Origin of the sequence: Neptunomonas japonica DSM 18939 (assembly GCF_000422765.1) — a bacterium.
Classification (GTDB): domain Bacteria; phylum Pseudomonadota; class Gammaproteobacteria; order Pseudomonadales; family Balneatricaceae; genus Neptunomonas; species Neptunomonas japonica.
The window spans coordinates 248,912-269,584 of record NZ_KE383915.1; the positions used below are offsets into that span (position 1 = coordinate 248,912).

The 20,673-nt window shown below is 44.5% G+C and carries 19 protein-coding genes; 1 reads left to right on the top strand and 18 read right to left on the bottom strand.

What is annotated here, in order from left to right; translation table 11 throughout:
* Positions 1–73: 73 nt before the first annotated feature.
* From G511_RS0118950 to ftsY, 13 genes are all read right to left on the bottom strand, one after another.
* Complete coding sequence (locus G511_RS0118950; protein ID WP_028471038.1) at positions 74–799, bottom strand: ABC transporter permease; 726 nt, start codon at positions 797–799, stop codon at positions 74–76.
* Between the two features lie 190 nt (positions 800–989).
* Entirely contained in the window at positions 990–2,042 is a 1,053-nt protein-coding gene (gene nadA / locus G511_RS0118955) for a quinolinate synthase NadA (protein WP_028471039.1), read from the bottom strand.
* 115 nt (positions 2,043–2,157) lie between these two features.
* The gene (gene queC / locus G511_RS0118960; protein ID WP_028471040.1) at positions 2,158–2,844 is read right to left on the bottom strand and encodes a 7-cyano-7-deazaguanine synthase QueC; all 687 of its coding nucleotides are present in this window, start codon (positions 2,842–2,844) and stop codon (positions 2,158–2,160) included.
* 19 nt (positions 2,845–2,863) lie between these two features.
* Positions 2,864–3,688, bottom strand: a complete 825-nt coding sequence (gene ybgF / locus G511_RS24030; protein WP_051222245.1) for a tol-pal system protein YbgF — start codon at positions 3,686–3,688, stop codon at positions 2,864–2,866.
* On the bottom strand, positions 3,688–4,218 hold the full coding sequence (pal, locus tag G511_RS0118970) for a peptidoglycan-associated lipoprotein Pal (RefSeq protein WP_028471041.1): 531 nt from the start codon (positions 4,216–4,218) through the stop codon (positions 3,688–3,690). The genes ybgF and pal overlap by 1 nt, the downstream gene beginning before the upstream one ends.
* An 83-nt stretch (positions 4,219–4,301) precedes the next feature.
* Positions 4,302–5,591, bottom strand: coding sequence for a Tol-Pal system beta propeller repeat protein TolB (gene tolB / locus G511_RS0118975; RefSeq protein WP_028471042.1), 1,290 nt, complete (start codon positions 5,589–5,591; stop codon positions 4,302–4,304).
* Between the two features lie 2 nt (positions 5,592–5,593).
* On the bottom strand, positions 5,594–6,616 hold the full coding sequence (gene tolA, locus G511_RS0118980) for a cell envelope integrity protein TolA (protein ID WP_028471043.1): 1,023 nt from the start codon (positions 6,614–6,616) through the stop codon (positions 5,594–5,596).
* A gap of 8 nt (positions 6,617–6,624) precedes the next feature.
* Positions 6,625–7,041, bottom strand: coding sequence for a protein TolR (gene tolR / locus G511_RS0118985; protein ID WP_028471044.1), 417 nt, complete (start codon positions 7,039–7,041; stop codon positions 6,625–6,627).
* 12 nt (positions 7,042–7,053) lie between these two features.
* Positions 7,054–7,734, bottom strand: coding sequence for a protein TolQ (gene tolQ / locus G511_RS0118990; RefSeq protein ID WP_028471045.1), 681 nt, complete (start codon positions 7,732–7,734; stop codon positions 7,054–7,056).
* Positions 7,735–8,021: 287 nt separating this feature from the next.
* A complete protein-coding gene (locus tag G511_RS0119000) occupies positions 8,022–8,420 on the bottom strand; it encodes a TraR/DksA family transcriptional regulator (protein ID WP_036552443.1) in 399 nt (132 codons plus the stop codon).
* Positions 8,421–8,517: 97 nt separating this feature from the next.
* Entirely contained in the window at positions 8,518–9,531 is a 1,014-nt protein-coding gene (gene ruvB / locus G511_RS0119005; protein WP_028471047.1) for a Holliday junction branch migration DNA helicase RuvB, read from the bottom strand.
* 76 nt (positions 9,532–9,607) lie between these two features.
* Positions 9,608–10,237 carry a Holliday junction branch migration protein RuvA gene (gene ruvA, locus G511_RS0119010; protein WP_028471048.1) on the bottom strand — a complete coding sequence of 210 codons (630 nt, stop codon included), beginning with the start codon at positions 10,235–10,237 and terminating at the stop codon, positions 9,608–9,610.
* Positions 10,238–10,350: 113 nt separating this feature from the next.
* Positions 10,351–11,574 carry a signal recognition particle-docking protein FtsY gene (ftsY, locus tag G511_RS0119015; protein ID WP_028471049.1) on the bottom strand — a complete coding sequence of 408 codons (1,224 nt, stop codon included), beginning with the start codon at positions 11,572–11,574 and terminating at the stop codon, positions 10,351–10,353.
* A 144-nt stretch (positions 11,575–11,718) separates the two neighbouring features.
* On the opposite strand from ftsY, the gene G511_RS23450 reads away from it, so the two are divergent.
* Positions 11,719–13,353, top strand: coding sequence for a cation:proton antiporter family protein (locus G511_RS23450; protein ID WP_051222247.1), 1,635 nt, complete (start codon positions 11,719–11,721; stop codon positions 13,351–13,353).
* Between the two features lie 192 nt (positions 13,354–13,545).
* Here G511_RS23450 and prpF read toward each other — a convergent pair whose 3' ends face one another.
* The 5 genes from prpF to G511_RS0119045 all read right to left on the bottom strand — a co-directional run bounded on the left by prpF (position 13,546) and on the right by G511_RS0119045 (position 20,585).
* Positions 13,546–14,724 (bottom strand): 2-methylaconitate cis-trans isomerase PrpF, encoded by a 1,179-nt coding sequence (gene prpF, locus G511_RS0119025; protein ID WP_028471050.1) that lies wholly within the window; start codon positions 14,722–14,724, stop codon positions 13,546–13,548.
* Between the two features lie 255 nt (positions 14,725–14,979).
* On the bottom strand, positions 14,980–17,589 hold the full coding sequence (acnD, locus tag G511_RS0119030) for a Fe/S-dependent 2-methylisocitrate dehydratase AcnD (protein WP_028471051.1): 2,610 nt from the start codon (positions 17,587–17,589) through the stop codon (positions 14,980–14,982).
* Positions 17,590–17,752: 163 nt separating this feature from the next.
* Complete coding sequence (prpC, locus tag G511_RS0119035; RefSeq protein WP_028471052.1) at positions 17,753–18,883, bottom strand: bifunctional 2-methylcitrate synthase/citrate synthase; 1,131 nt, start codon at positions 18,881–18,883, stop codon at positions 17,753–17,755.
* 105 nt (positions 18,884–18,988) lie between these two features.
* Complete coding sequence (gene prpB, locus G511_RS0119040; RefSeq protein ID WP_028471053.1) at positions 18,989–19,879, bottom strand: methylisocitrate lyase; 891 nt, start codon at positions 19,877–19,879, stop codon at positions 18,989–18,991.
* Positions 19,872–20,585 (bottom strand): GntR family transcriptional regulator, encoded by a 714-nt coding sequence (locus G511_RS0119045; protein WP_084629165.1) that lies wholly within the window; start codon positions 20,583–20,585, stop codon positions 19,872–19,874. The genes prpB and G511_RS0119045 overlap by 8 nt, the downstream gene beginning before the upstream one ends.
* Positions 20,586–20,673: the final 88 nt, after the last annotated feature.

Here is a 20,673-nt window from a genome sequence, read left to right on the forward strand (position 1 = left end):
ATGCTCTGATGCTAGCTGTCATTTCTTCGTTGTGTACTCTTGATCACACAACTATTCTTCCTCAATCAACAGCTTACTTTTCAGCCTCTACTGTAACAACAGGAGCGCTACGATAACGACGACCTAATAGCCACAGCATCATTGCCGCCCCCATACCACTGGCTCCCAAAATCATAGTCATAATCATAATCTGATAACGCACTGCTATAAGGGGTGATACTCCCGATAAAATCTGCCCTGTCATCATACCCGGTAATGCGACTAAGCCTACCGCAAGCAAACCATTAATTTGTGGGATCATCGCCGCATGAAAGGCACTTAACCTTGCCTGCTTTTCGTCTTTTCCTTCGTGCAGCTCTGCATGATAGCGCTCTGCTGCCAAGCTGATTGCATTCATGGTATTGGCAAAGTACATACCCGCTAGCGGTATCATGACACGAGGTTCATACCAAACATCAACATCTAACACTAGCTTCAATGTTATTAACAAATGCAAAGCAACCGCCAGTCCCAAAGCAATAAAAGCAGGTTTTAAAAAGCCTTTATGGTGCCTAACCGGACGAACCGCAATCCAAGAGGCAGCACAAATCATAACGACTAATACCACTAAGGTAAGCCAAATTGATGGATTACCAAATAGTGCGACTAAAATGTAGCCCACACCTATCAACTGCAATGCCATTCTTGCACTGGATAATAATATTTCAGAGGGCTTACCCTGCCAATACAGATAAATACCGCAAACCATCAACACAGGTAGCGCACACCATGACAGTGATAACCAAGATATAGTGGGCATATTTACAGAGCTCCATTCCTTGAAAAAACAGAAATTTCAGAAAAGCTGATAGAGGTATTATGCGACATAACGTGTCACATTAAGAGGAATATACTAGGTGATAAAAATAGCGGAGATGTTACACAAAAACATGAAGTGATAATAATCACCCGCTCAGCATCACGCTGAGTGAGTGATATATTTAAGATTTTTACTTATTCAGACTATTAGAAAAATCTAACATGCGCTGCAAAGGGCGACGAGCATCCTCAATCAATGACTCATCTACTAATACTTCTCCTTCACCTGTTTCAAGTGCGGAGATAATATTTTCGAGCCCATTCATAGCCATCCAAGGGCAATGAGCACAACTACGACACATTGCACCACTTCCGCCGGTAGGCGCTTCTAAGAAAGTTTTACCGGGGGCTGCTTGACGCATTTTATAAAAAATACCGCGATCAGTTGCCACAATAAACGTTTCATTAGGTAGCTCAGATGCCGCCTTAATTAACTGTGTTGTAGAGCCGACTACATCAGCGATTTCCACAACAGCATCAGGTGATTCCGGGTGCACGAGCACTGCCGCTTCTGGATAAACGCTTTTCAGCTCAAGAATACCCTTAGCTTTAAACTCTTCATGGACAATACATGAGCCATCCCACATCAACATCTCAATGCCGGTTTGCTTTTGCACATATTCACCAAGATGCTTATCAGGCGCCCAGATAATTTTTTTACCCTGCTCTTCCAGATGCTCAGCAACATTAACAGCAATACTAGAAGTCACCACCCAGTCAGCACGCGCTTTTACCGCTGCAGAGGTATTGGCATACACAACTACTTCGTGGTCCGGGTGCTGATCACAAAATGCCGAGAACTCTTCAATTGGGCAACCAATATCCAATGAACAAGTCGCTTCCAGCGTTGGCATCAAAACACGTTTTTCTGGATTAAGAATTTTGGCTGTCTCACCCATAAAACGAACACCAGCTACCACTAATGTTTGTTCAGGGCGCTGCGTACCAAAACGTGCCATTTCAAGTGAATCAGAGATACAACCACCGGTTTCTTCAGTGATTTCCTGAACGATAGCATCGGTATAGTAATGAGCTACCAAACAGGCATTTTTCTCTTTAAGCAGTGTTTTAATACGTGATTTGTAGCGGTCGATTTCAGCCAGTTCCATCTCACTAGGCAGATGTTCCTGCGCAAAGTGTTCCTGAACCAGAATACGATCCGAAATGTCCTTCTTACTCAACATAGTCAGATATCGCCAGTAAAAAATAAATGGGAGGGATAGATTACACTATGACGCAATTATTTTCACGCCACAGTGGACACAAGAAGACTCTCAATCAAGTGAGAGAATGTCAAAATCAGGCACTAATGTAACGTGTAGGATCGATAATACCTGCGTCTTCAAAGCCCTTAGCACGTAAGCGGCAACTATCACAAACACCGCAGGCAAACCCATTATCATCAGCTTGATAACAAGAAATGGTATCTGCGTAGTTAATTCCTAACGCCAAGCCTTCTTCGATAATATCCGACTTAGACATATTCATTAGCGGCGTATTAATTGTTATGCCTTGGCCTGAAACACCGGTTTTAGTTGCCAAGTTAGCCATTTTTTCAAACGCATCAATAAACTCAGGGCGACAATCTGGATAGCCGGAGTAGTCAACAGCATTAACACCAATGAAAATAGCATCGGCTTCTAATACTTCAGCCCAGCCTAGCGCCAGCGACAAGAAAACCGTATTACGTGCAGGCACATAAGTAATAGGAATCCCGCCAGTTTCATGATCAGGCACATCGATATTATGGTCAGTTAGCGCCGAACCACCAAAGTCTTCTAGGTGAAGACGAATAATACGATGCTCAGTAATTTCTAGCTGCTCAACAATACGACGAGCCGCATTTAACTCGGTTAGCGAACGCTGCCCATAGTCAAAGCTCAAAACATAACATTGGAAACCTTGGCTCTTTGCCATGGCTAATGCCGTGGCCGAGTCAAGGCCTCCGGATAACAGCACAACAGCCTTAGGTGCAGGCTTACTCATAACAATTCTATTCCTACTTTTATTGGTTTAACGCACTTTCAGCCAACTGTGCAGCTGAAGTGTCAGGATACTCTGTGACTACTCGCGACATAAACGTCATGGATTTTTTAAGATCACCCTGCTGTTTATAAAGAATACCTAATTTATATAAAGCATCAGGCGCTTTACGAGACTGACTATATTGATCTGCTACACGCAAAAAAGCCTCTTCAGAGAGAAGGTGCTTACCTTGAGCTAGATAGATCTCACCCAACCAATAGTGAGCATTAGGTACGCGCGGGCTATCAAGGTAATCAGTCAAAAAACGAGAGAAGCTTTCTGCAGCACCATTAAAGTTGCGTTCCCGAACCAGCTTAAAAGCCGCCTGATAGTCACCTTGATCATTCAGGTTGGAAGTTTGCTCTAACTGCTTGGATTGATCTTTAACAGCAGGTTTACCCACATCGCCTGTTGCCTTAATGGGTGCTGGAGGCATCTTTTCAGAGCTGCCATCCTCTTGCACACCACCAGTAGCCATGCCAGAAGCATCTTCGTCTTGCATCTGACTTTGTAGAACAAGGCTTAACCTGCGATCAAGATCTCTATAACGTTCTTTTTGAGATGTTTCCAGACGCTTGAAACGATATTCTTGAGACTCTAGCTTACCTCGTAATTCACGTACTTCATCTTGTAACTGCTGAATAGTAATAATCAGCTGGCTATTCTGTGACAAAGCATAATTACTAGAAGATCCACTACCCTGATTGATTTCAATAACAGGGACTACCTGTGCAGCCTGCGTAGCCACCGTAAGCACAGTGGCTAACAAACCAACAGATATTCTTTTTGGGAATATCAATTTCATTAGCGCGCTTCGTATTTCAGTTCAACACGACGATTCTGTGACAACGAGCCTTCGGCAGAACCCATAACAGCCGGCTTCTCTTCACCATAGCTGATAGATTCAACCTGCACGCCATTCACTCCATTAATCGCTAAAAAACGCTCAACAGATTTAGCACGACGTTCCGCGAGCGCCATATTATATTCACGTGTTCCTCGCTCATCTGCATGGCCTTCTAAACGTACAGAAGCTGTCGGATGCGTCGCTAAATACTGAGCATGTGCTTCTAAATCAGCAATACTATCACTACGTACTGATGAAGCATCAAAGTCAAAATAGAAAACAGTTTGTAGGTTGGCTACATCGACAGAGCCACCCACTCCTGAACCATTTACGCCGGAACCTGATCCAGATCCATAAGTAGTCGCAGAACCATTATCCGTTGAAGATGAGCCGCTACCATCAGTTAGGGTACTTGGCGAACTACAACCCACAACCCAGGCAACAGATAAAGCTAAAGATATTGCTTTTGCAGCATTGGAAACGCGCATAGTAACTCCTGAAAAAGTTTAATGGCCCTGATCTGCACCAAGACCCGTAGTTTAATCACTACTAATTTATGGGTAACAAATAATTATTGCAAATAAGGAGACCAAGCAGGCTCTCTCACATCACCACGCGTATTAGGCATAGTAAAACGCACACGTCCATCTAGTGAAACGCCTGCTAACACTCCACGTCCACCTTTTTTCGTTGCATAAAGAATAATGCTTCCGTTAGGTGCAATCGTAGGAGATTCGTCCAACCCTGTGCTGGTTAAAATATCTAATCGACCTGTTTTTAAGTCTTGAACTGCAATATGAAAACCTGATGAATCCTGATGCACCATGGTTAAAAAGCGACCATCCTGTGTTAGGCGACCACGGCTATTATATCTACCCTCAAATGTTAAGCGCTTTAAATCTCTTGTAGGCAAATGCAGCGAATATATTTGAGGCATTCCACCACGGTCAGAAGTAAACAATAAGGACTCACCATCAGGTGCCCAAGTCGGTTCCGTATCAATACCATAATGGCGTGTAATACGATCCAGTTGCCCTGTTGCTAATGTCAGCACATAAACCTCAGGATTACCGTCTTTAGAGAGTACTAACGCAAGCTTATCGCCATTAGGCGACCAAGCAGGTGCTCCATTCAAGCCTTTGAATGACTGAATTCTCTGACGCTGCCCCGTAGCTAAATGCTGTACATAGATAGAAGGACGCGTACTTTCAAACGACACATACGCTAACTTGCTGCCATCTTTAGACCAAGTAGGCGACAGAATAGGTTCTTTAGATTCAAGTATAGTGCGTGGCCGGGCACCATCAGAGTCCGCCATCTGTAAACGGTAGCGATACTTATTCTTACCCAACATTTCTGCGGTTACATATACAACACGTGTTGAAAATGCCCCCTTAATACCCGTTAATTGCTGGAAAATCTGATCGGAAATATAGTGAGCTACATCTCGAAGGTTAGCAGAATTACCGTTAACGGTTTCGGACCACACCTGCTGCTCTTTAAGCACATCGTAAAGCTCAACCGTTGCTGTGATTTGGCCATCAGCTGCAGGTGAAAGGCTACCAACAACAAGGTAGTCGCTTCCTGAAACACGCCAATCACGAAAGAAAATTTGCTCCTTACTACGTGGCGTACTCAGCATGTTTTCGCGCTTCATCATCTTGAAGAAACCACTTCGACCTAAATCATCAGATACGATTTGCGCAATATCATCACCTAATAGCTCACCATCCCAACCAAAAGGAACAACGGCAACAGGTGTTGGTGCATCAACACCTTGCGTCACTTGAATGAGTAATTCTGCACGAACAACTAATGACGATAGCAGTAATACAACACCTAACAGTACTTGTTTAACCATGTTTACCACCTTAATCCTTCTGGTCGAAATTCAATAATAACTCGACGTAATTCTCTATCAAAAAAGAGCGGGTCGACTTCTCTAACACGAGGAAAATTACCGACTCTTAATACCGCTTTTTCAGCCGACTTATCAAAAGCTGCATCACCGCTGCTTTGAAGTACTTCCACACTATCTACCTCACCTGAGGGAAACAAGCGTATTAGCACTTTCGCCTTCATACCATTGCGAGTATTACTCGGATATCTCCAGTTTCGCTCTATCAGTGCTTGAATATACCCACTAATCTCAGCTCGCATTTTATTGGCTCGCTCTGCAGCAGCCGCTTTACGCTTAGCCGTGTTTTCAGCTGCCAAGCGCTCTGCTTCTTGTTGTTTTTTCTCTTCTTGGGCTTTGCGCTTAGCGTCTTCTCGCTTTAACTTATCTACTTTTCGCTTTTTCTCAGCACTGGCTTTTTTCTTGGCCTCTGCTGCTTTTCGCTTTTTCTCGGCATCCAGTTTTTTCTTTGCATCAGCGCGTTTCTTAGCTTCTAATTTTTTCTTATCTTCTTTCTTTTTCAGCTCTTTTTTCTGTTCTTTCTCAGCAGCAATTTTACGCGCAAGTTCATTGGCCTTCTGCTCTTTAAGCTTGGCTAACTTCTTGGCTTGTGTTTCTTTACGCTGCTGCTCAGCGACTGCCTTTTGCTTTTTCTCTTTCTGCAGCTTTTCAGCCTGCTGCTCAAGCTTTTGTTGTCTTTTCTGCTCTAATTCACGCTGCTGCTGTTTGAGCTCTTCTTGTCGCTCTTGCTCAATTTTTTCACGTTTTTTTTCTTGTTCAGCTTTTTTTAGCTGATCTTCTTGAAACTTCTTTTGTAAATTTTCCTGATTACTTAACGCTTTTAAGTCAATCATTTGTGCCTGAATATGGCGAGGCGTTCGATGGTAAGGGTCCTCTTGCTGGAACCAATGAGGGATCAACAGCAGCAGCAACCCACCATGTAGAATCAGCGCAAATAGTATTGGAATAATATAACTGGCTATACCCACGCGATAATCTACTCAGTCACCAAGCCAACACTACTCGCACCTGATTGCTGCATCAGGGACATCAAGGTCACGACCTTGTCGTAGTAGACGTTTTTGTCTCCCCGAACCAGCAGTAGCTGTTTTGGGTTAACACTCATGATTTTTTGAACACGTGACGACACTTCTTCGCTACTAATTGCTTCGGTTTCAGACCCGCCAATATTAATATAATAAAGGCCATCTTTATCAACAGTAACAATGACAGGCTCCTGGTCCTGAGCATCAACAGGCTCGGCCGTTGCTTGAGGGAGTTCAACACTGACACCTTGCGTTAACATAGGCGCTGTCACCATAAAAATCACTAATAGCACCATCATGACATCAATGTAAGGCACTACATTGATGTCGGCATTGAGCTTTCGCTTGTTCTTTTTCCGTCTAATCATCGGACTTAACCATTAAATAGGCGAATGAATACGACGGTGTAAAATACTAGAAAACTCATCTGCAAAGTTTTCGTAGTTATTCATCAACCATTCTGATTTAGCCGAGAAGCGGTTATAAGCAATAACAGCGGGTATCGCGGCAAATAAACCAATCGCTGTTGCGACAAGCGCTTCTGATATACCTGGAGCTACCGAGGCGAGTGTTGCTTGATGCACATTTGCAAGGCCACGAAATGAATTCATGATGCCCCAAACCGTACCAAACAGACCGATATATGGGCTAGTTGAGCCGACAGTCGCCAAAAAGGGTAAGTTCTGATCTAACTTTTCCTCTTCTCGCGCTAACGCAACACGCATACTGCGTTGAACACCGTCCATCACAGCATCAGGGTCGTAATTCTTTTGCTGTGTCATTCTTGTGTACTCTTTAATGCCTGCACAAAAAATAGTTTCAGCACCACTGATCTTAGCGGTTGAGTCCGTTATCTCTCGGTAGAGTTGCCCTAAATCTATTCCAGACCAAAAGCGATCTTCAAAACTACGTAGCGCTGAAGTTGTTTTACGAATGACAGCAAAACGCTGAAAAATCATCACCCAGGATATAAAAGAGGCAAGTACTAGAATAGCCATAACTACCTGCACTACTGTGCTAGCATTGACAACAAGACTCCAGATCGACAACTGTTCGCCCACTACATATTCTCCGAGACAAGCCTATTAACCCTTAGAGGTTAATAGGAATAATAAATGATAATTAATTGTTCAAAACAAAGCCTGATGGAAACTTGTCCATGCTGTGATAGCAGCACGTTTGAAAAGTTCACCCTAACAATCCAACAGATGCATATTAATGCAGCAGCATTGATATTTATCGCAAAAACGCAACAATAGCAGGCACGCAGATTTATACAAGAAGGGCATTCAAAATGATGGTGGTATTTCTTTAATTAAGCTGTTGATTCACACAAAGCAATTCGCGCTTACATAGAGGCAGAATGCCCTTCGTAATGATCTTGCTCTTCTTTTGACTGACAAGATAAGCACCTAGCCGATACAGGATTCGCTTTTAAACGGTTTAATTCTATCTCTTCGCCACAAACCAGGCATAACCCATAACTACCACTCGCTAAACGCTGCAGCGCATCCTGACACTCTTGAATTTCTCCAAGGTGGCGAGACATATTGGTTATATTAATAGTAGCTTCTAACTCTGCTGAGGCCTCGTCTCCCCTATCATGTGCTTCTTTCATAGCCTCATGCACTCTTTCTCCTTGCTGATCCTGCAGTTCATGACCAACATCTTCACGCAAGTGCTCCAATAGCGTTAGCAGTTCAGATTTAATCGCATCGACTTGAAATGAGCTTAATGGGGACGGCATAACGATTACTCTCTTTGTTAGTGTTATCACAGCAATAAACACTGTCGACACACTTATCTAGTTATAGAGAGAGTAAAACACACTATTTTTGTAAGGGTTATTGATCTTCGTCAGGCTTATCAATACCAAAGTGTAAATAGGCGTGATCAGTGACCACTCGTCCTCTTGATGTTCTCATGATGTAGCCTTGCTGAATAAGGTACGGCTCTAGAACATCTTCGATCGTATCCCGCTCCTCACTAATCGCAGCAGCCAGACTATCAATGCCAACAGGGCCACCAGAAAATTTTTCAATCATCACCAACAATAAGCGCCGGTCCATATGATCAAAGCCTCGCTCATCAACACTCAGCATGTTTAGTGCAAGATTTGCCACATCCTGTGTAATAACACCATCACCTTTCACTTCAGCATAATCACGGGCACGACGAAGCAAACGGTTAGCGATACGTGGGGTTCCTCTACTACGCTTGGCAACTTCTTTAGCGCCTTGCTCATCAATTTTTGATCCGGACAATTGCGCAGAACGAAGAATAATTTGCGTTAAGTCTTCAATATTATAAAACTCTAAACGTTGCACAATACCAAAGCGATCACGTAGTGGAGAGGTTAAAGAACCTGCGCGAGTAGTAGCTCCAACCAACGTAAACGGAGGTAAATCCAGCTTAATCGAGCGAGCAGATGGCCCTTCACCAATCATGATATCTAACTGGTAATCCTCCATTGCGGGGTAGAGAATTTCTTCAACATTTGAGCTGAGACGATGAATTTCATCTATAAAAAGAATATCGCCTGCTTCAAGGTTTGTAAGTAAAGCAGCCAAATCACCAGCTTTCTCAATAATAGGACCAGACGTCGTTTTAATGTCTCCGCCCATTTCATGTGCAATGATATTCGCTAGTGTTGTCTTACCAAGTCCTGGCGGGCCAAATATCAAGGTATGGTCCAGAGCCTCTTCACGCTGCCTAGCGGCGTGGATAAAGATCTCCATCTGCTCTTTTACAACGGGCTGCCCAGTGTAGTCAACCAGCGTTTTAGGACGGATTGCTCGATCATGCTGCTCTTCGACCGGAGCACTTACAGAAGAGATAAAACGATCTGCTTCGATCACGACAAACGCCTCATAGGTAGGACAAATAAAGAACAGTACGTATCAACTAACTATTCATTTAATAAAACTAAGAATATTAGCCTGATATCATCGACTTAAGCGCCAAACGAATAAGTTCTTCACTGCTAACATCTGCCCCCAATTTTTGCTCAGCTTGCGCGACCGCTTTCGTTGCTTGCACAGGCTTATACCCAAGAGAAACTAAAGCACTTTCAGCTTCTTCTCTGTAACCTGCCATATGCTGCGCAGTATCAGGCAAATCATTACCCGTAAGTTGAAAGTCAGCAGGCTCAGCTTGTTGAAGGTTTTTAAGTTTATCTTTTAACTCTACAATAAGGCGTTCTGCAGTTTTCTTACCTACGCCAGGTATACGTGTTAACGCAGCGGCGTCTTCACGCTGCAGGCAACCTATAAACTCTTGCGTAGTCATTCCAGAAAGAATAGAGATCGCCATTTTTGGCCCAACACCATTCGCCTTGATTAAAGAGCGAAACAAACTACGCTCTTGTTTATCAATAAAGCCATAAAGCAGCTGGGCATCTTCTCGCACAACAAAGTGCGTATAAAGCACAACCTGCTGCCCCATTTCTGGCAAACGGAAAAAAGTGTTCATGGAAGCTTCTACTTCGTAACCAACACCCTGCACATCAATGAGCAGTTGTGGTGGTTGCTTTTCGATTATTTCACCCTTGAGTCGCCCTATCAAAGCTATTTTCTCATCCAGTTAAAAACATGGATAAATATACAGTACATCTATATAAATACCAATACCGTTAGTCATAGTTTAATAATGAGCGACACTAAGCAAAAAGCCTCTGCTTATTCTTCAAATAGTGCAGCAACAAACTCTTCAGCTACAAAAGGACGTAAATCGTCTATCTGCTCGCCGACACCGATAAAGCGAATAGGCAACTCCAACTGCTTGGCAATAGCAAAAATGATTCCACCTTTTGCCGTCCCATCCAATTTAGTCAGCGTTATACCCGTAACACCCACGGCATCTTTGAATATGCGAGCCTGGCTCATCGCATTTTGCCCAGTCCCTGCATCTAGCACTAACATAACCTCATGCGGGGCCGTTGCATCTTTTTTACGCATAACACGCACAACCTTCTCAAGCTCTTGCATAAGATGGTCTTTATTTTGTAAACGGCCCGCTGTATCAGCAATCAATACGTCAACATTCTTTGTTTGAGCAGACTCTAAAGCATCAAATAGAACTGAAGCCGAATCTGCACCGGTATGCTGTGCAACAACGGGAACATTGTTCCGATCACCCCACACCTGTAACTGCTCAACAGCAGCTGCACGGAACGTATCACCCGCCGCCAACATGACAGACTTCCCTTGTGCTTGAAAACGCTTAGTCAGTTTTCCTATAGTGGTTGTTTTACCTACACCATTAACGCCTACCATCAGGATCACATAAGGCTTACTCTCGGTATCCACTACTAACGGCTGCTCAACCTGCCCCAACAAACCCGCTAGCTCTTGCTTCAAAGATTCATGCAACGCTTGAGCATCCGCTAGCTGGTTACGTGCGACACGCTCCGTTAAACGGCCTATAATTTCAGTGGTCGCTTCAACACCAACATCCGCCGTTAAAAGCAGCGTTTCAATATCTTCTAGTAGCTCATCATCAATCTCTTTCTTACCAAGAAACAAATTGCCTAGTTTTACTGAAAGGTTTGCTTTTGTGCGGCTTAACCCCGCCTTCATCCGAGCAAACATACCCTTTTTAGCGGGCTCTGGTTCTGGTTCTGGTTCTGGTTCTGGTTCTGGTTCTGGTTCTGGTTCTGGTTCTGGTTCTACAGCCACGCTGCTATCTTCAACGACTGGCGCAACGACTTGTTCATCAGCCTGCTGGGGGTCTTTTTGCTCATCCACTAGAGCATCTTTTTCTACTGCCTCTTGTGCAGCAACATCTGATGCCACTTCTAAGTCATCACTGGCAACGGAATCCTGTTGACTCTCAACGGTTTCAGCTACCTCTTTTTGTACCTCTTCGCTGGATGAAAATATAGATCTCAGCTTCTTAAACATGCTTGTTCCTCAAAACACTGGATATGCCAAAAACTAGTGAAAAAATGCAATAATAATATGGCGGATACGACTATGATTTAAAAAGGAATATCTTATCATAGTGCGGCGCTCCACAAACCCATTGATCAAAAAATGTAGGGAACTATGGACTTTATCTGGATTTTGTTTGCTTTTGTTTGCGGTTTAACGGTCAAACTAATCTCTCTCCCCCCTCTTATTGGCTTCCTATTTGCCGGCTTCGTGCTGCATTTTATAGGCGTCGAGCCCACTGACTCGCTTAAGACCCTCGCCGACCTAGGCATTACACTCATGCTATTTACTATAGGCCTTAAACTGCATGTTTCTGACCTATTAAAACGAGAAATATGGGCCAGCACACTCTCTCACATGGGCATTTGGACGTTGCTATTTGGCTCATCATCCCTGCTACTAGCTATTATATCCTTTCCATATTTTTCAGATATGGATTTACAAACCGCTGCAATACTCGGCTTTGCTTTAAGCTTCAGTAGTACTGTCTGCATTATTAAGCTTTTAGAAGAAAGTGGAGAGATGAAAACCCGGCACGGCCAAATCGCTATAGGCGTGCTCGTTATGCAAGATATTGCTGCCGTAATATTCTTGGTTTTCGCTACCGGAAAAACCCCTTCAGTTTGGGCTTTCGGTTTGTTTGGCTTAGTATTCATCCGCCCTTTCTTGGATGCATTACTCAACAGAGCAGGCCATGGAGAAATGCTTCCTCTGACGGGCTTCTTTCTCGCGCTGGGCGGCTATGAGCTGTTCACACTAGTCGGCGTTAAGGGTGATTTAGGTGCCCTATTATTCGGTGTTTTATTAAGCAACCACTCTAAAGCCAGCGAGCTTACAAAATCACTATTAAGCTTCAAAGATCTCTTTTTGATTGGCTTCTTTCTTTCGATTGGCTTCACGGCACTACCAAATTGGTCAATGCTGGGAATGGCGACACTCATTTCGAGTTTAATCCTGATAAAGTTTCTTATGTTTTTCTTTATCTTCTCTCGCTTACAACTGCGCGGCCGCACTTCCTTCTTATCCGCATTGGCATTGAGCAACTTTAGTGAATTTGGTCTCATAGTAGCGGCTCTCAGTGTTGATTCAGGATGGTTAAATAAAGAGTGGCTGGTTATTCTTGCGCTAGCCGTCTCTCTATCATTCATCCTTACCAGTCTGTTTTATCGCCATGCTCATCAGATTTATCGATTGTACAAAGAAACAATTAAACGCTTTGAAAGCAAAACACGTTTACAGGAGGACCTTTTCATCCAACCTCCTAACGCAGAAATTCTAGTGATCGGTTTAGGGCGTGTAGGTAAAAGTGCATTTAAAGCATTGCAGAACATGGTGGATCAACGTGTAGTTGGTATGGATGCCGACCGTAATCGCGTCAAGGAATATCAACTACGCGGAATGAATGTTTTCTTTGGCGACGGTGAAGATGCAGATCTATGGGAAAGTTTTGACACCTCAGCTATTAAATTAATATTATTAGCACTCCCTTCTATTGAAGATGACCGTAACATCACTATCCAACTGCGAAACGCCCATTACCAGGGACAAATTGCAGCCATAGCACGCTACCAAGATGAACGCGAACAACTCATCAAGGCGGGCATTAATAATGTATTCAACTTCTATACTGAGGCCGGTATCGGCTTTGCTGAAGAGAGTTTAATGCTTATTGGAGAGCAGCCTGTCGATAGACAAACTATCACTAAGCTGCTGCCTGGCCCCTCCTCTACAAGTAAAGCAAAATCCTGATCCATAAAAAAAGCCCCGTATGAAACCATACGGGGCCAAAGAAGCAGAAGCAAACCCTTCCTGATAGGCAGTCGGATCTACCACATCCCTACTTCAAACGGTAAATCAATACATACAGTGTCACACTCGTTAACACGCCCCAGCAAAGCATTCACATTAACGAAGTATCAATCTTTATGTTACACACAATGCTTAGAATGAATCTCCTGGAATACGCACCCAACCTTCCATTAATACACGCGCACTACGACTCATAATGGCTTTAGTCGCCGTCCACTCACCATCAACTTGTGCCGCTTCAGCACCCACTTTTAGGGTGCCCGATGGGTGACCAAAGGTAACCGCATTACGCTCACCACCACCCGCCGCCATATTAACTAAGGTTCCAGGAATAGCGGCAGCGGTACCTATAGCAACAGCGGCAGTTCCCATCATCGCATGGTGTAACTTACCCATAGAAAGCGCACGAACAGCTACATCAATATCATCAGTAGTTACTTGCTTACCACTAGAAGAAACATAGTTTTGAGCCGGTGCGCAAAAAGCAACTTTCGGTGTGTGTTGGCGAGCAACCGCTTCTGAAATATCTTTAATGAGGCCCATACGCACAGCACCGTATGCTCGGATAGTTTCAAAACGCTCTAACGCAACAGAGTCACCATTAATCGCTTCTTGAAGCTCAGTTCCGTTATAGCCAATTTCTTCAGCGTTCAGGAAAATAGTAGGGATACCGGCATTAATCATTGTCGCTTTAAACGTGCCAACGCCAGGAACATCCAGATCATCAACTAGGTTACCGGTAGGAAACATAGCGCCATCACCATCGGCGGGGTCCATAAACTCAACTTGAACTTCTGCTGCTGGAAAAGTCACACCATCCAGCTCAAAATCACCTGTCTCCTGGACTTCTCCATTAGTGATAGGCACATGAGCAATAATTGTTTTCTTAATATTGGCCTGCCAGATTCGCACGACACACACGCCATTATAAGGAACACGGCCAGCATCAACTAAACCACCACTGATAGCAAAAGCACCAACGGCGGCTGTTAGGTTACCGCAGTTACCACTCCAGTCCACAAAAGCTCGATCGATTGCAACTTGGCCAAATAGATAATCGACATCGTGGTCGGGCTGGCTACTTTTGTCCAAAATAACGGTTTTACTTGTGCTTGAGGTCGCACCGCCCATGCCATCGGTTTGTTTACCGTATGGGTCTGGGCTGCCAATAACACGCATCAGAATATTGTCGCGAGCAGCACCGGCTACTTGAGCACTTTCAGGAAGGTCTTGGCGACGAAAAAACACACCTTTACTGGTTCCACCGCGGATGTAAGTAGCAGGAATTTTAATCTGTGGTACTTGCGACATAATATAATTATCCTATCTTATCGGGTGCTGATAATCACTCAGCACTACGGTTCAGAAAAATTTTAATAACGTCAGCTAGGATCTAACGGCTATGCAGCCAACCGATCCAGCAGAGGTGATTAAAAACTTTCTCCGGTCTATTTAGAAACTGGTTTGTTAATACGACCGGTTTGCGTTGTCCTTCATGCAGTTGCAGCAATAGCCGCGAACCGCATGAAGCAATAACAACACTTACCGGTCGTGTACAATGCCTAATTAAGCATTAGCTTCTAGGAAGTCCTGAGCAAAACGTTGCAATACACCACCCGCGTTGTAGACATTCACTTCAGCAGCGGTATCCAAACGACAAGTCATAGGCACTTTAACGGTTTCGCCATTGGCACGATTAATAATGACAGTAAGATCAGAGCGCGGAGAAATATCACCCTCTACATCAAATGTCTCTGTGCCATCAATCGCGTAAGTTTTACGTGTTTCGCCATCTTTAAACTGCAGTGGCAATACACCCATACCAACAAGGTTTGTACGGTGAATACGCTCAAAGCCTTCTGCCATAATTGCTTCAACACCGGCTAGACGTACACCTTTCGCAGCCCAGTCACGTGATGAGCCCTGACCATAGTCAGCACCCGCAACAATAATTAACGGCTGCTTACGCTCCATGTAGGTCTCAATTGCTTCCCACATGCGGCTTTCTTGGCCTTCTGGTTCAATACGCGCCAATGATCCCTGCTTAACTTCACCTTTATCATCAAGGCACATTTCGTTGAGCAATTTAGGGTTAGCAAATGTTGCACGCTGTGCCGTTAGGTGATCACCACGGTGCGTTGCGTAAGAGTTATAATCTTCTTCTGGCAAGCCCATTTTGGCGCAATATTCACCGGCCGCACTAGACGCCTGAATTGCGTTTGATGGAGACAAGTGGTCGGTTGTGATGTTATCACCAAGCACCGCCAGTGGACGCATACCTTTCATCGTACGCTCACCTGCTAAAGCACCTTCCCAATACGGTGGACGACGGATGTAGGTAGTCTGTGGTCGCCAGTCGTAAAGAGGGCTTTCAGATTTCTCTACCGCTCCCAGATCAAACATTGGGATGTAAACTTGGCTGAACTGCTCAGGCTTAACCGCCTTAGCAACGATCGCATCGATCTCTTCATCGCTAGGCCAAATATCTTTCAGCGTTATTGGGTTACCGTCTTTATCATTGCCCAGCACATCTTTTTCGATATCAAAGCGCATCGTACCAGCAATTGCATAAGCCACAACCAACGGTGGTGATGCAAGGAATGCTTGCTTAGCATGCGGGTGGATACGACCGTCGAAGTTACGGTTACCAGAAAGCACAGCTGTAGAGTAAAGATCACGATCGATGATCTCTTTCTGAATCACAGGATCTAACGCGCCACTCATGCCATTACACGTCGTACAAGCATAACCAACGATACCGAAACCTAACTGCTCCATTTCAGACAGCAAGCCTGCTTCTTCCAGATACAACTTGGCTACTTTAGAACCTGGTGCAAATGACGACTTAACCCAAGGCTTACGGACAAGACCTAGCTCATTGGCCTTCTTAGCCACTAAACCAGCAGCCACAACGTTACGTGGATTAGAGGTGTTAGTACACGAGGTAATCGCTGCGATAATTACCGCACCATCAGGCATCAAACCTTCAGACTCTTCAGCCTTAGCTGCAGCTAACATGTCGTCGCCAGCAATGCCACGCTCGTTTAGCGCAGACGTTGGTAGACGGCGATGCGGGTTAGACGGGCCAGCCATGTTGCGCACAACAGTGGATAGATCAAACTCAAGAACACGTTCATATTCAACGTTTTCTAGGTCATCAGCCCATAGACCTGTTAACTTGGCATACTGCTCAACAAGAGCAACCTGCTCAGGCTCACGCCCCGTCAACTTCAGATAATCAATGGTCTGCTCATCGATGTAGAACATACCTGCCGATGCACCAAACTCAGGCGTCATGTTGGAGATAGTTGCACGGTCACCGATCGTAAGGTTTTTAGCACCTTCACCGAAAAATTCGAGATAAGAAGAAACAACTTTCTGATTACGCAAGAACTCAGTGATTGCCAGTACGATATCAGTCGCAGTAATACCTGGCTGACGCTTACCAATCAACTTCACACCAATAATATCGGGAAGGCGCATCATAGATGGCAGACCCAGCATAACTGTTTCGGCTTCAAGACCACCGACACCAATCGCGACAACACCTAGCGCATCAACATGCGGCGTGTGAGAGTCAGTACCGACACAGGTATCTGGATAAGCAACACCATCACGTGCTTGGATAACTGGAGACATTTTTTCCAAGTTAATCTGGTGCATAATGCCGTTACCAGCAGGAATCACATCGACATTATCAAATGCGGTCTTACACCACTCGATAAAGTGAAAACGGTCATCGTTTCGACGATCTTCAATGGCACGGTTCTTATCAAATGCGTCAGGGTCAAAACCTGGTGCTTCAACAGCCAAAGAATGGTCAACAATCAGCTGAGTAGGCACAACAGGATTAACTTTAGAAGGATCTCCACCTTGATCAGCAATCGCATCACGCAAACCTGCGAGGTCTACCAGGGCCGTTTGTCCAAGAATATCGTGACAAACAACACGTGCTGGGTACCAAGGAAAGTCGAGCTCGCGCTTAAATTCAATAAGCTGCTTCAATGAGTCAGTCAGCGTTTCAGGCTCACAACGACGCACAAGCTGTTCAGCTAACACGCGAGAGGTATAAGGTAGTTTTGCATAAGAACCGGGCTGAATCGCTTCGATGGCTTCACGCGTATCGAAGTAATCTAGATCAGTGCCTGGTAAGGATTTACGGTATTCAGTATTCATTGCGTCTGAACTCCATTGAGTATGGTTCAGAGAGACGAGGCAGGCGTATGAATGAATCGAAGCCTACTCCACCTTTTCTAAAGCAGAATTAGTTATGGCCAAGCAGATATCTGTTAGCGCATCAAAACTGTAAGGGCTGAATAATCAGCCCTTACTCGATCAATCAACCACGGTTTTCAATAGCTACCCACTGCGCAGATTCAGGACCTGTATAGTCAGCACTTGGACGAATAATACGGTTATTTGCACGCTGCTCCATTACATGAGCTGTCCAACCCGCTGCACGCGAACAAACAAAAATCGGCGTAAATAGCTTGGTAGGAATACCCATGAAGTTGTAAGCAGAGGCATGAAAGAAATCAGCATTACAGAAAAGCTTTTTCTCACGCCACATAATTGCTTCAACACGTTCAGAAACAGCATATAAGCTAGAGTCGCCTACTTGCTCAGACAATTTCTTAGACCATTCTTTAATAATGGCATTACGCGGGTCAGACTCACTGTAGATAGCGTGCCCAAAGCCCATAATTTTGTCTTTACGCTCGAGCATACCCATGATTTCTGCTTCCGCTTCATCAGGAGTTTTCCAGTTCTCGATCATATCCATAGCGGCTTCGTTAGCACCACCGTGAAGCGGCCCACGTAGAGAACCGATCGCGGCTGTTACACAGCTATGAATATCCGACAACGTAGAAGCACACACTCGTGCAGTAAACGTCGATGCATTAAACTCATGCTCAGCATACAAAATCAGAGATGCGTGCATTACATTTACATGCAAAGGCTCTGGTTTTTTATCATGAAGCGTCCACAAGAACTGCTCAGCAATAGAGTCAGCATCGGTATTTTCGTCAATACGCTTGCCGTTATGGCTGAAGTTATACCAGTAATTGATTAAGCCTGGAAATACAGCCAGCATACGATCAATGTGATCAAGCTGATCAGCAAAACTCTGTTCAGTTTCAAGATTACCCAGCATAGAGCAACCAGTACGCATGACATCCATTGGGTGCGCATCAGCAGGAATCTGTTCCAAAACAGTTTTCAGCGCAGCAGGCAATGTGCGCATGCCTTTTAGGCGAGCTTTGTATGCATCAAGTTCTGCCTGTGTTGGCAAAACCCCGTACAATAACAAATATGCGACTTCTTCAAACTGTGCTTTATCAGCCAATTCTTTAATGTCATAACCACGGTAAGTCAGCCCTGCACCGGTTTGACCCACAGTACAGAGTGCAGTTTCACCAGCAGATTGGCCACGCAGACCGGCACCACTTAGTTTTTTCGCTTCTGCCATACGGTTTCTCCTTCTGTCTTTGGGAGGCTATCCTCCCGTACCAGTTTTTCTAATTATTGGATTTAAATCTTGCGGTAAAAACGCTCAACAAGTCTTCGTTGTTAATTACTTATTTTTACCTTCAGCAAAAAGCGCATCTAGCTTCTGCTCAAAATCATGGTAGTTAAGGAAATCATACAGTTCCATACGTGTTTGCATGGTATCAACAACTGCTTTTTGATCTCCATCGCGCAATAGCGCTTCGTATACATTCAATGCAGCTTTGTTTGCAGCACGAAAAGCCGATAGTGGATACAGCACCATAGAAGCGCCATTTGCTACAAGTTCCTCTGTATTAAACAGCGGCGTAGCACCAAACTCTGTAATATTTGCTAGCAAGTGAGCACCGTTGATGCCATCTGCAAACGCTTTGTAATCTTCTAGTGTGTGAACAGCTTCTGCAAAGATACCATCTGCACCGGCTTCAAGGCAGGCTTGAGCACGATCTACAGCAGAGTTTAAACCTTCCATTTGGAAAGCATCAGTACGCGCAATAATGAAGAAGTCATCATCTGTTTTAGCATCAACAGCGGCTTTAACACGATCAACCATTTCCTGAGAAGAAACGATCTCTTTGTTTGGACGGTGTCCACAGCGCTTTTGAGCAATTTGATCTTCGATATGAACGGCGGCAGCTCCCGCTTTAGTCATCTCTTTGATAGTACGAGAAATATTAAACGCACCACCCCAACCTGTATCGATATCAACCAACAAAGGAGTTTCTACAGCGCTACTGATACGACGAACATCTTCCAAAACATCGTTCATAGAAGTCATACCCAGATCAGGCAAACCATAAGACGTATTAGCAACACCACCACCAGAAAGGTAGATAGCTTTATGGCCAACGCGCTCAGCCATCATGGCATGATAAGCGTTAGTTGTACCTACGATCTGTAGTGGTTTTGCTTCTAGTAGCGCTTTGCGGAATCGACCGCCTGCAGTTAGTTTAGCCATGTTTTTCCCCTTTGAGGTCAGTTGCTATGTTCAGCTTCTCTTCAATGTTCTTGCGTGCTGCACTAATATGCCGACGCATTAGAATCTCTGCTAACTCAGGGTCCCTCGCCTCAATAGCATCGACAATCTGACGATGCTCCTTGAGTGCACGCTTAGGACGAGAACTCGATACACTGAATTGATAGCGGTACATACGTACCAGGTGGTACAAGTCACTGCCGAGCAGTTCTAACAATGTTTCGTTTTTACTGCCCTGCACTATTCGGTAATGAAAATCCAAGTCACCTTCTTTCTGAAAGTAAGACTGGCCATCCAGCTGTGTTATAGAACGATCATGCTCATCTAACAAAATTCGTAGACTGGATATCTCGTCATCTGACATAAACTCTGCCGCCATACGACAGGCCATGCCTTCTAATGCTTCGCGTACCCGGTAGATTTCGATCAGTTCTTTTTCGTTAAGCTTTACGACTCTGGCACCAATATGAGGCTTTCGCTCGATCAAGCGTAGCGCTTCAAGTCGTCGCATTGCTTCACGTAATGGTCCTCGGCTAATGCCGTAGATACGTGCTAACTCAGGCTCACTGATCTTCTGCCCAGGAGGAATATCACCCACCACAATGGCATTAATTATTTGCTCACAAACTTTATCAGCTAGCGTTCGACTTTCTACCGGAGCTTCATTCATTATTTTTATATCTGCCATTAACAATCTGTTTTTGGGATTGTCGACAATCTTTAATTAAACTAACAGTACCGTGCGTTTTTGAGCACGTCAACCGTAAAAAAGGATA

Coding starts and splice junctions, on each gene's coding strand:
- G511_RS0119045 (WP_084629165.1), bottom strand. CDS start 20,585: ATGGCAGATATAAAAATAATGAATGAAGCTCCGGTAGAAAGTCGAACG.
- ftsY (WP_028471049.1), bottom strand. CDS start 11,574: ATGTTTAAGAAGCTGAGATCTATATTTTCATCCAGCGAAGAGGTACAA.
- ybgF (WP_051222245.1), bottom strand. CDS start 3,688: ATGAAATTGATATTCCCAAAAAGAATATCTGTTGGTTTGTTAGCCACT.
- prpF (WP_028471050.1), bottom strand. CDS start 14,724: ATGTCGCAAGTACCACAGATTAAAATTCCTGCTACTTACATCCGCGGT.
- prpB (WP_028471053.1), bottom strand. CDS start 19,879: ATGGCTAAACTAACTGCAGGCGGTCGATTCCGCAAAGCGCTACTAGAA.
- prpC (WP_028471052.1), bottom strand. CDS start 18,883: ATGGCAGAAGCGAAAAAACTAAGTGGTGCCGGTCTGCGTGGCCAATCT.
- G511_RS0119000 (WP_036552443.1), bottom strand. CDS start 8,420: ATGCCGTCCCCATTAAGCTCATTTCAAGTCGATGCGATTAAATCTGAA.
- G511_RS23450 (WP_051222247.1), top strand. CDS start 11,719: ATGGACTTTATCTGGATTTTGTTTGCTTTTGTTTGCGGTTTAACGGTC.
- pal (WP_028471041.1), bottom strand. CDS start 4,218: ATGCGCGTTTCCAATGCTGCAAAAGCAATATCTTTAGCTTTATCTGTT.
- acnD (WP_028471051.1), bottom strand. CDS start 17,589: ATGAATACTGAATACCGTAAATCCTTACCAGGCACTGATCTAGATTAC.
- tolR (WP_028471044.1), bottom strand. CDS start 7,041: ATGATTAGACGGAAAAAGAACAAGCGAAAGCTCAATGCCGACATCAAT.
- queC (WP_028471040.1), bottom strand. CDS start 2,844: ATGAGTAAGCCTGCACCTAAGGCTGTTGTGCTGTTATCCGGAGGCCTT.
- G511_RS0118950 (WP_028471038.1), bottom strand. CDS start 799: ATGCCCACTATATCTTGGTTATCACTGTCATGGTGTGCGCTACCTGTG.
- tolB (WP_028471042.1), bottom strand. CDS start 5,591: ATGGTTAAACAAGTACTGTTAGGTGTTGTATTACTGCTATCGTCATTA.
- nadA (WP_028471039.1), bottom strand. CDS start 2,042: ATGTTGAGTAAGAAGGACATTTCGGATCGTATTCTGGTTCAGGAACAC.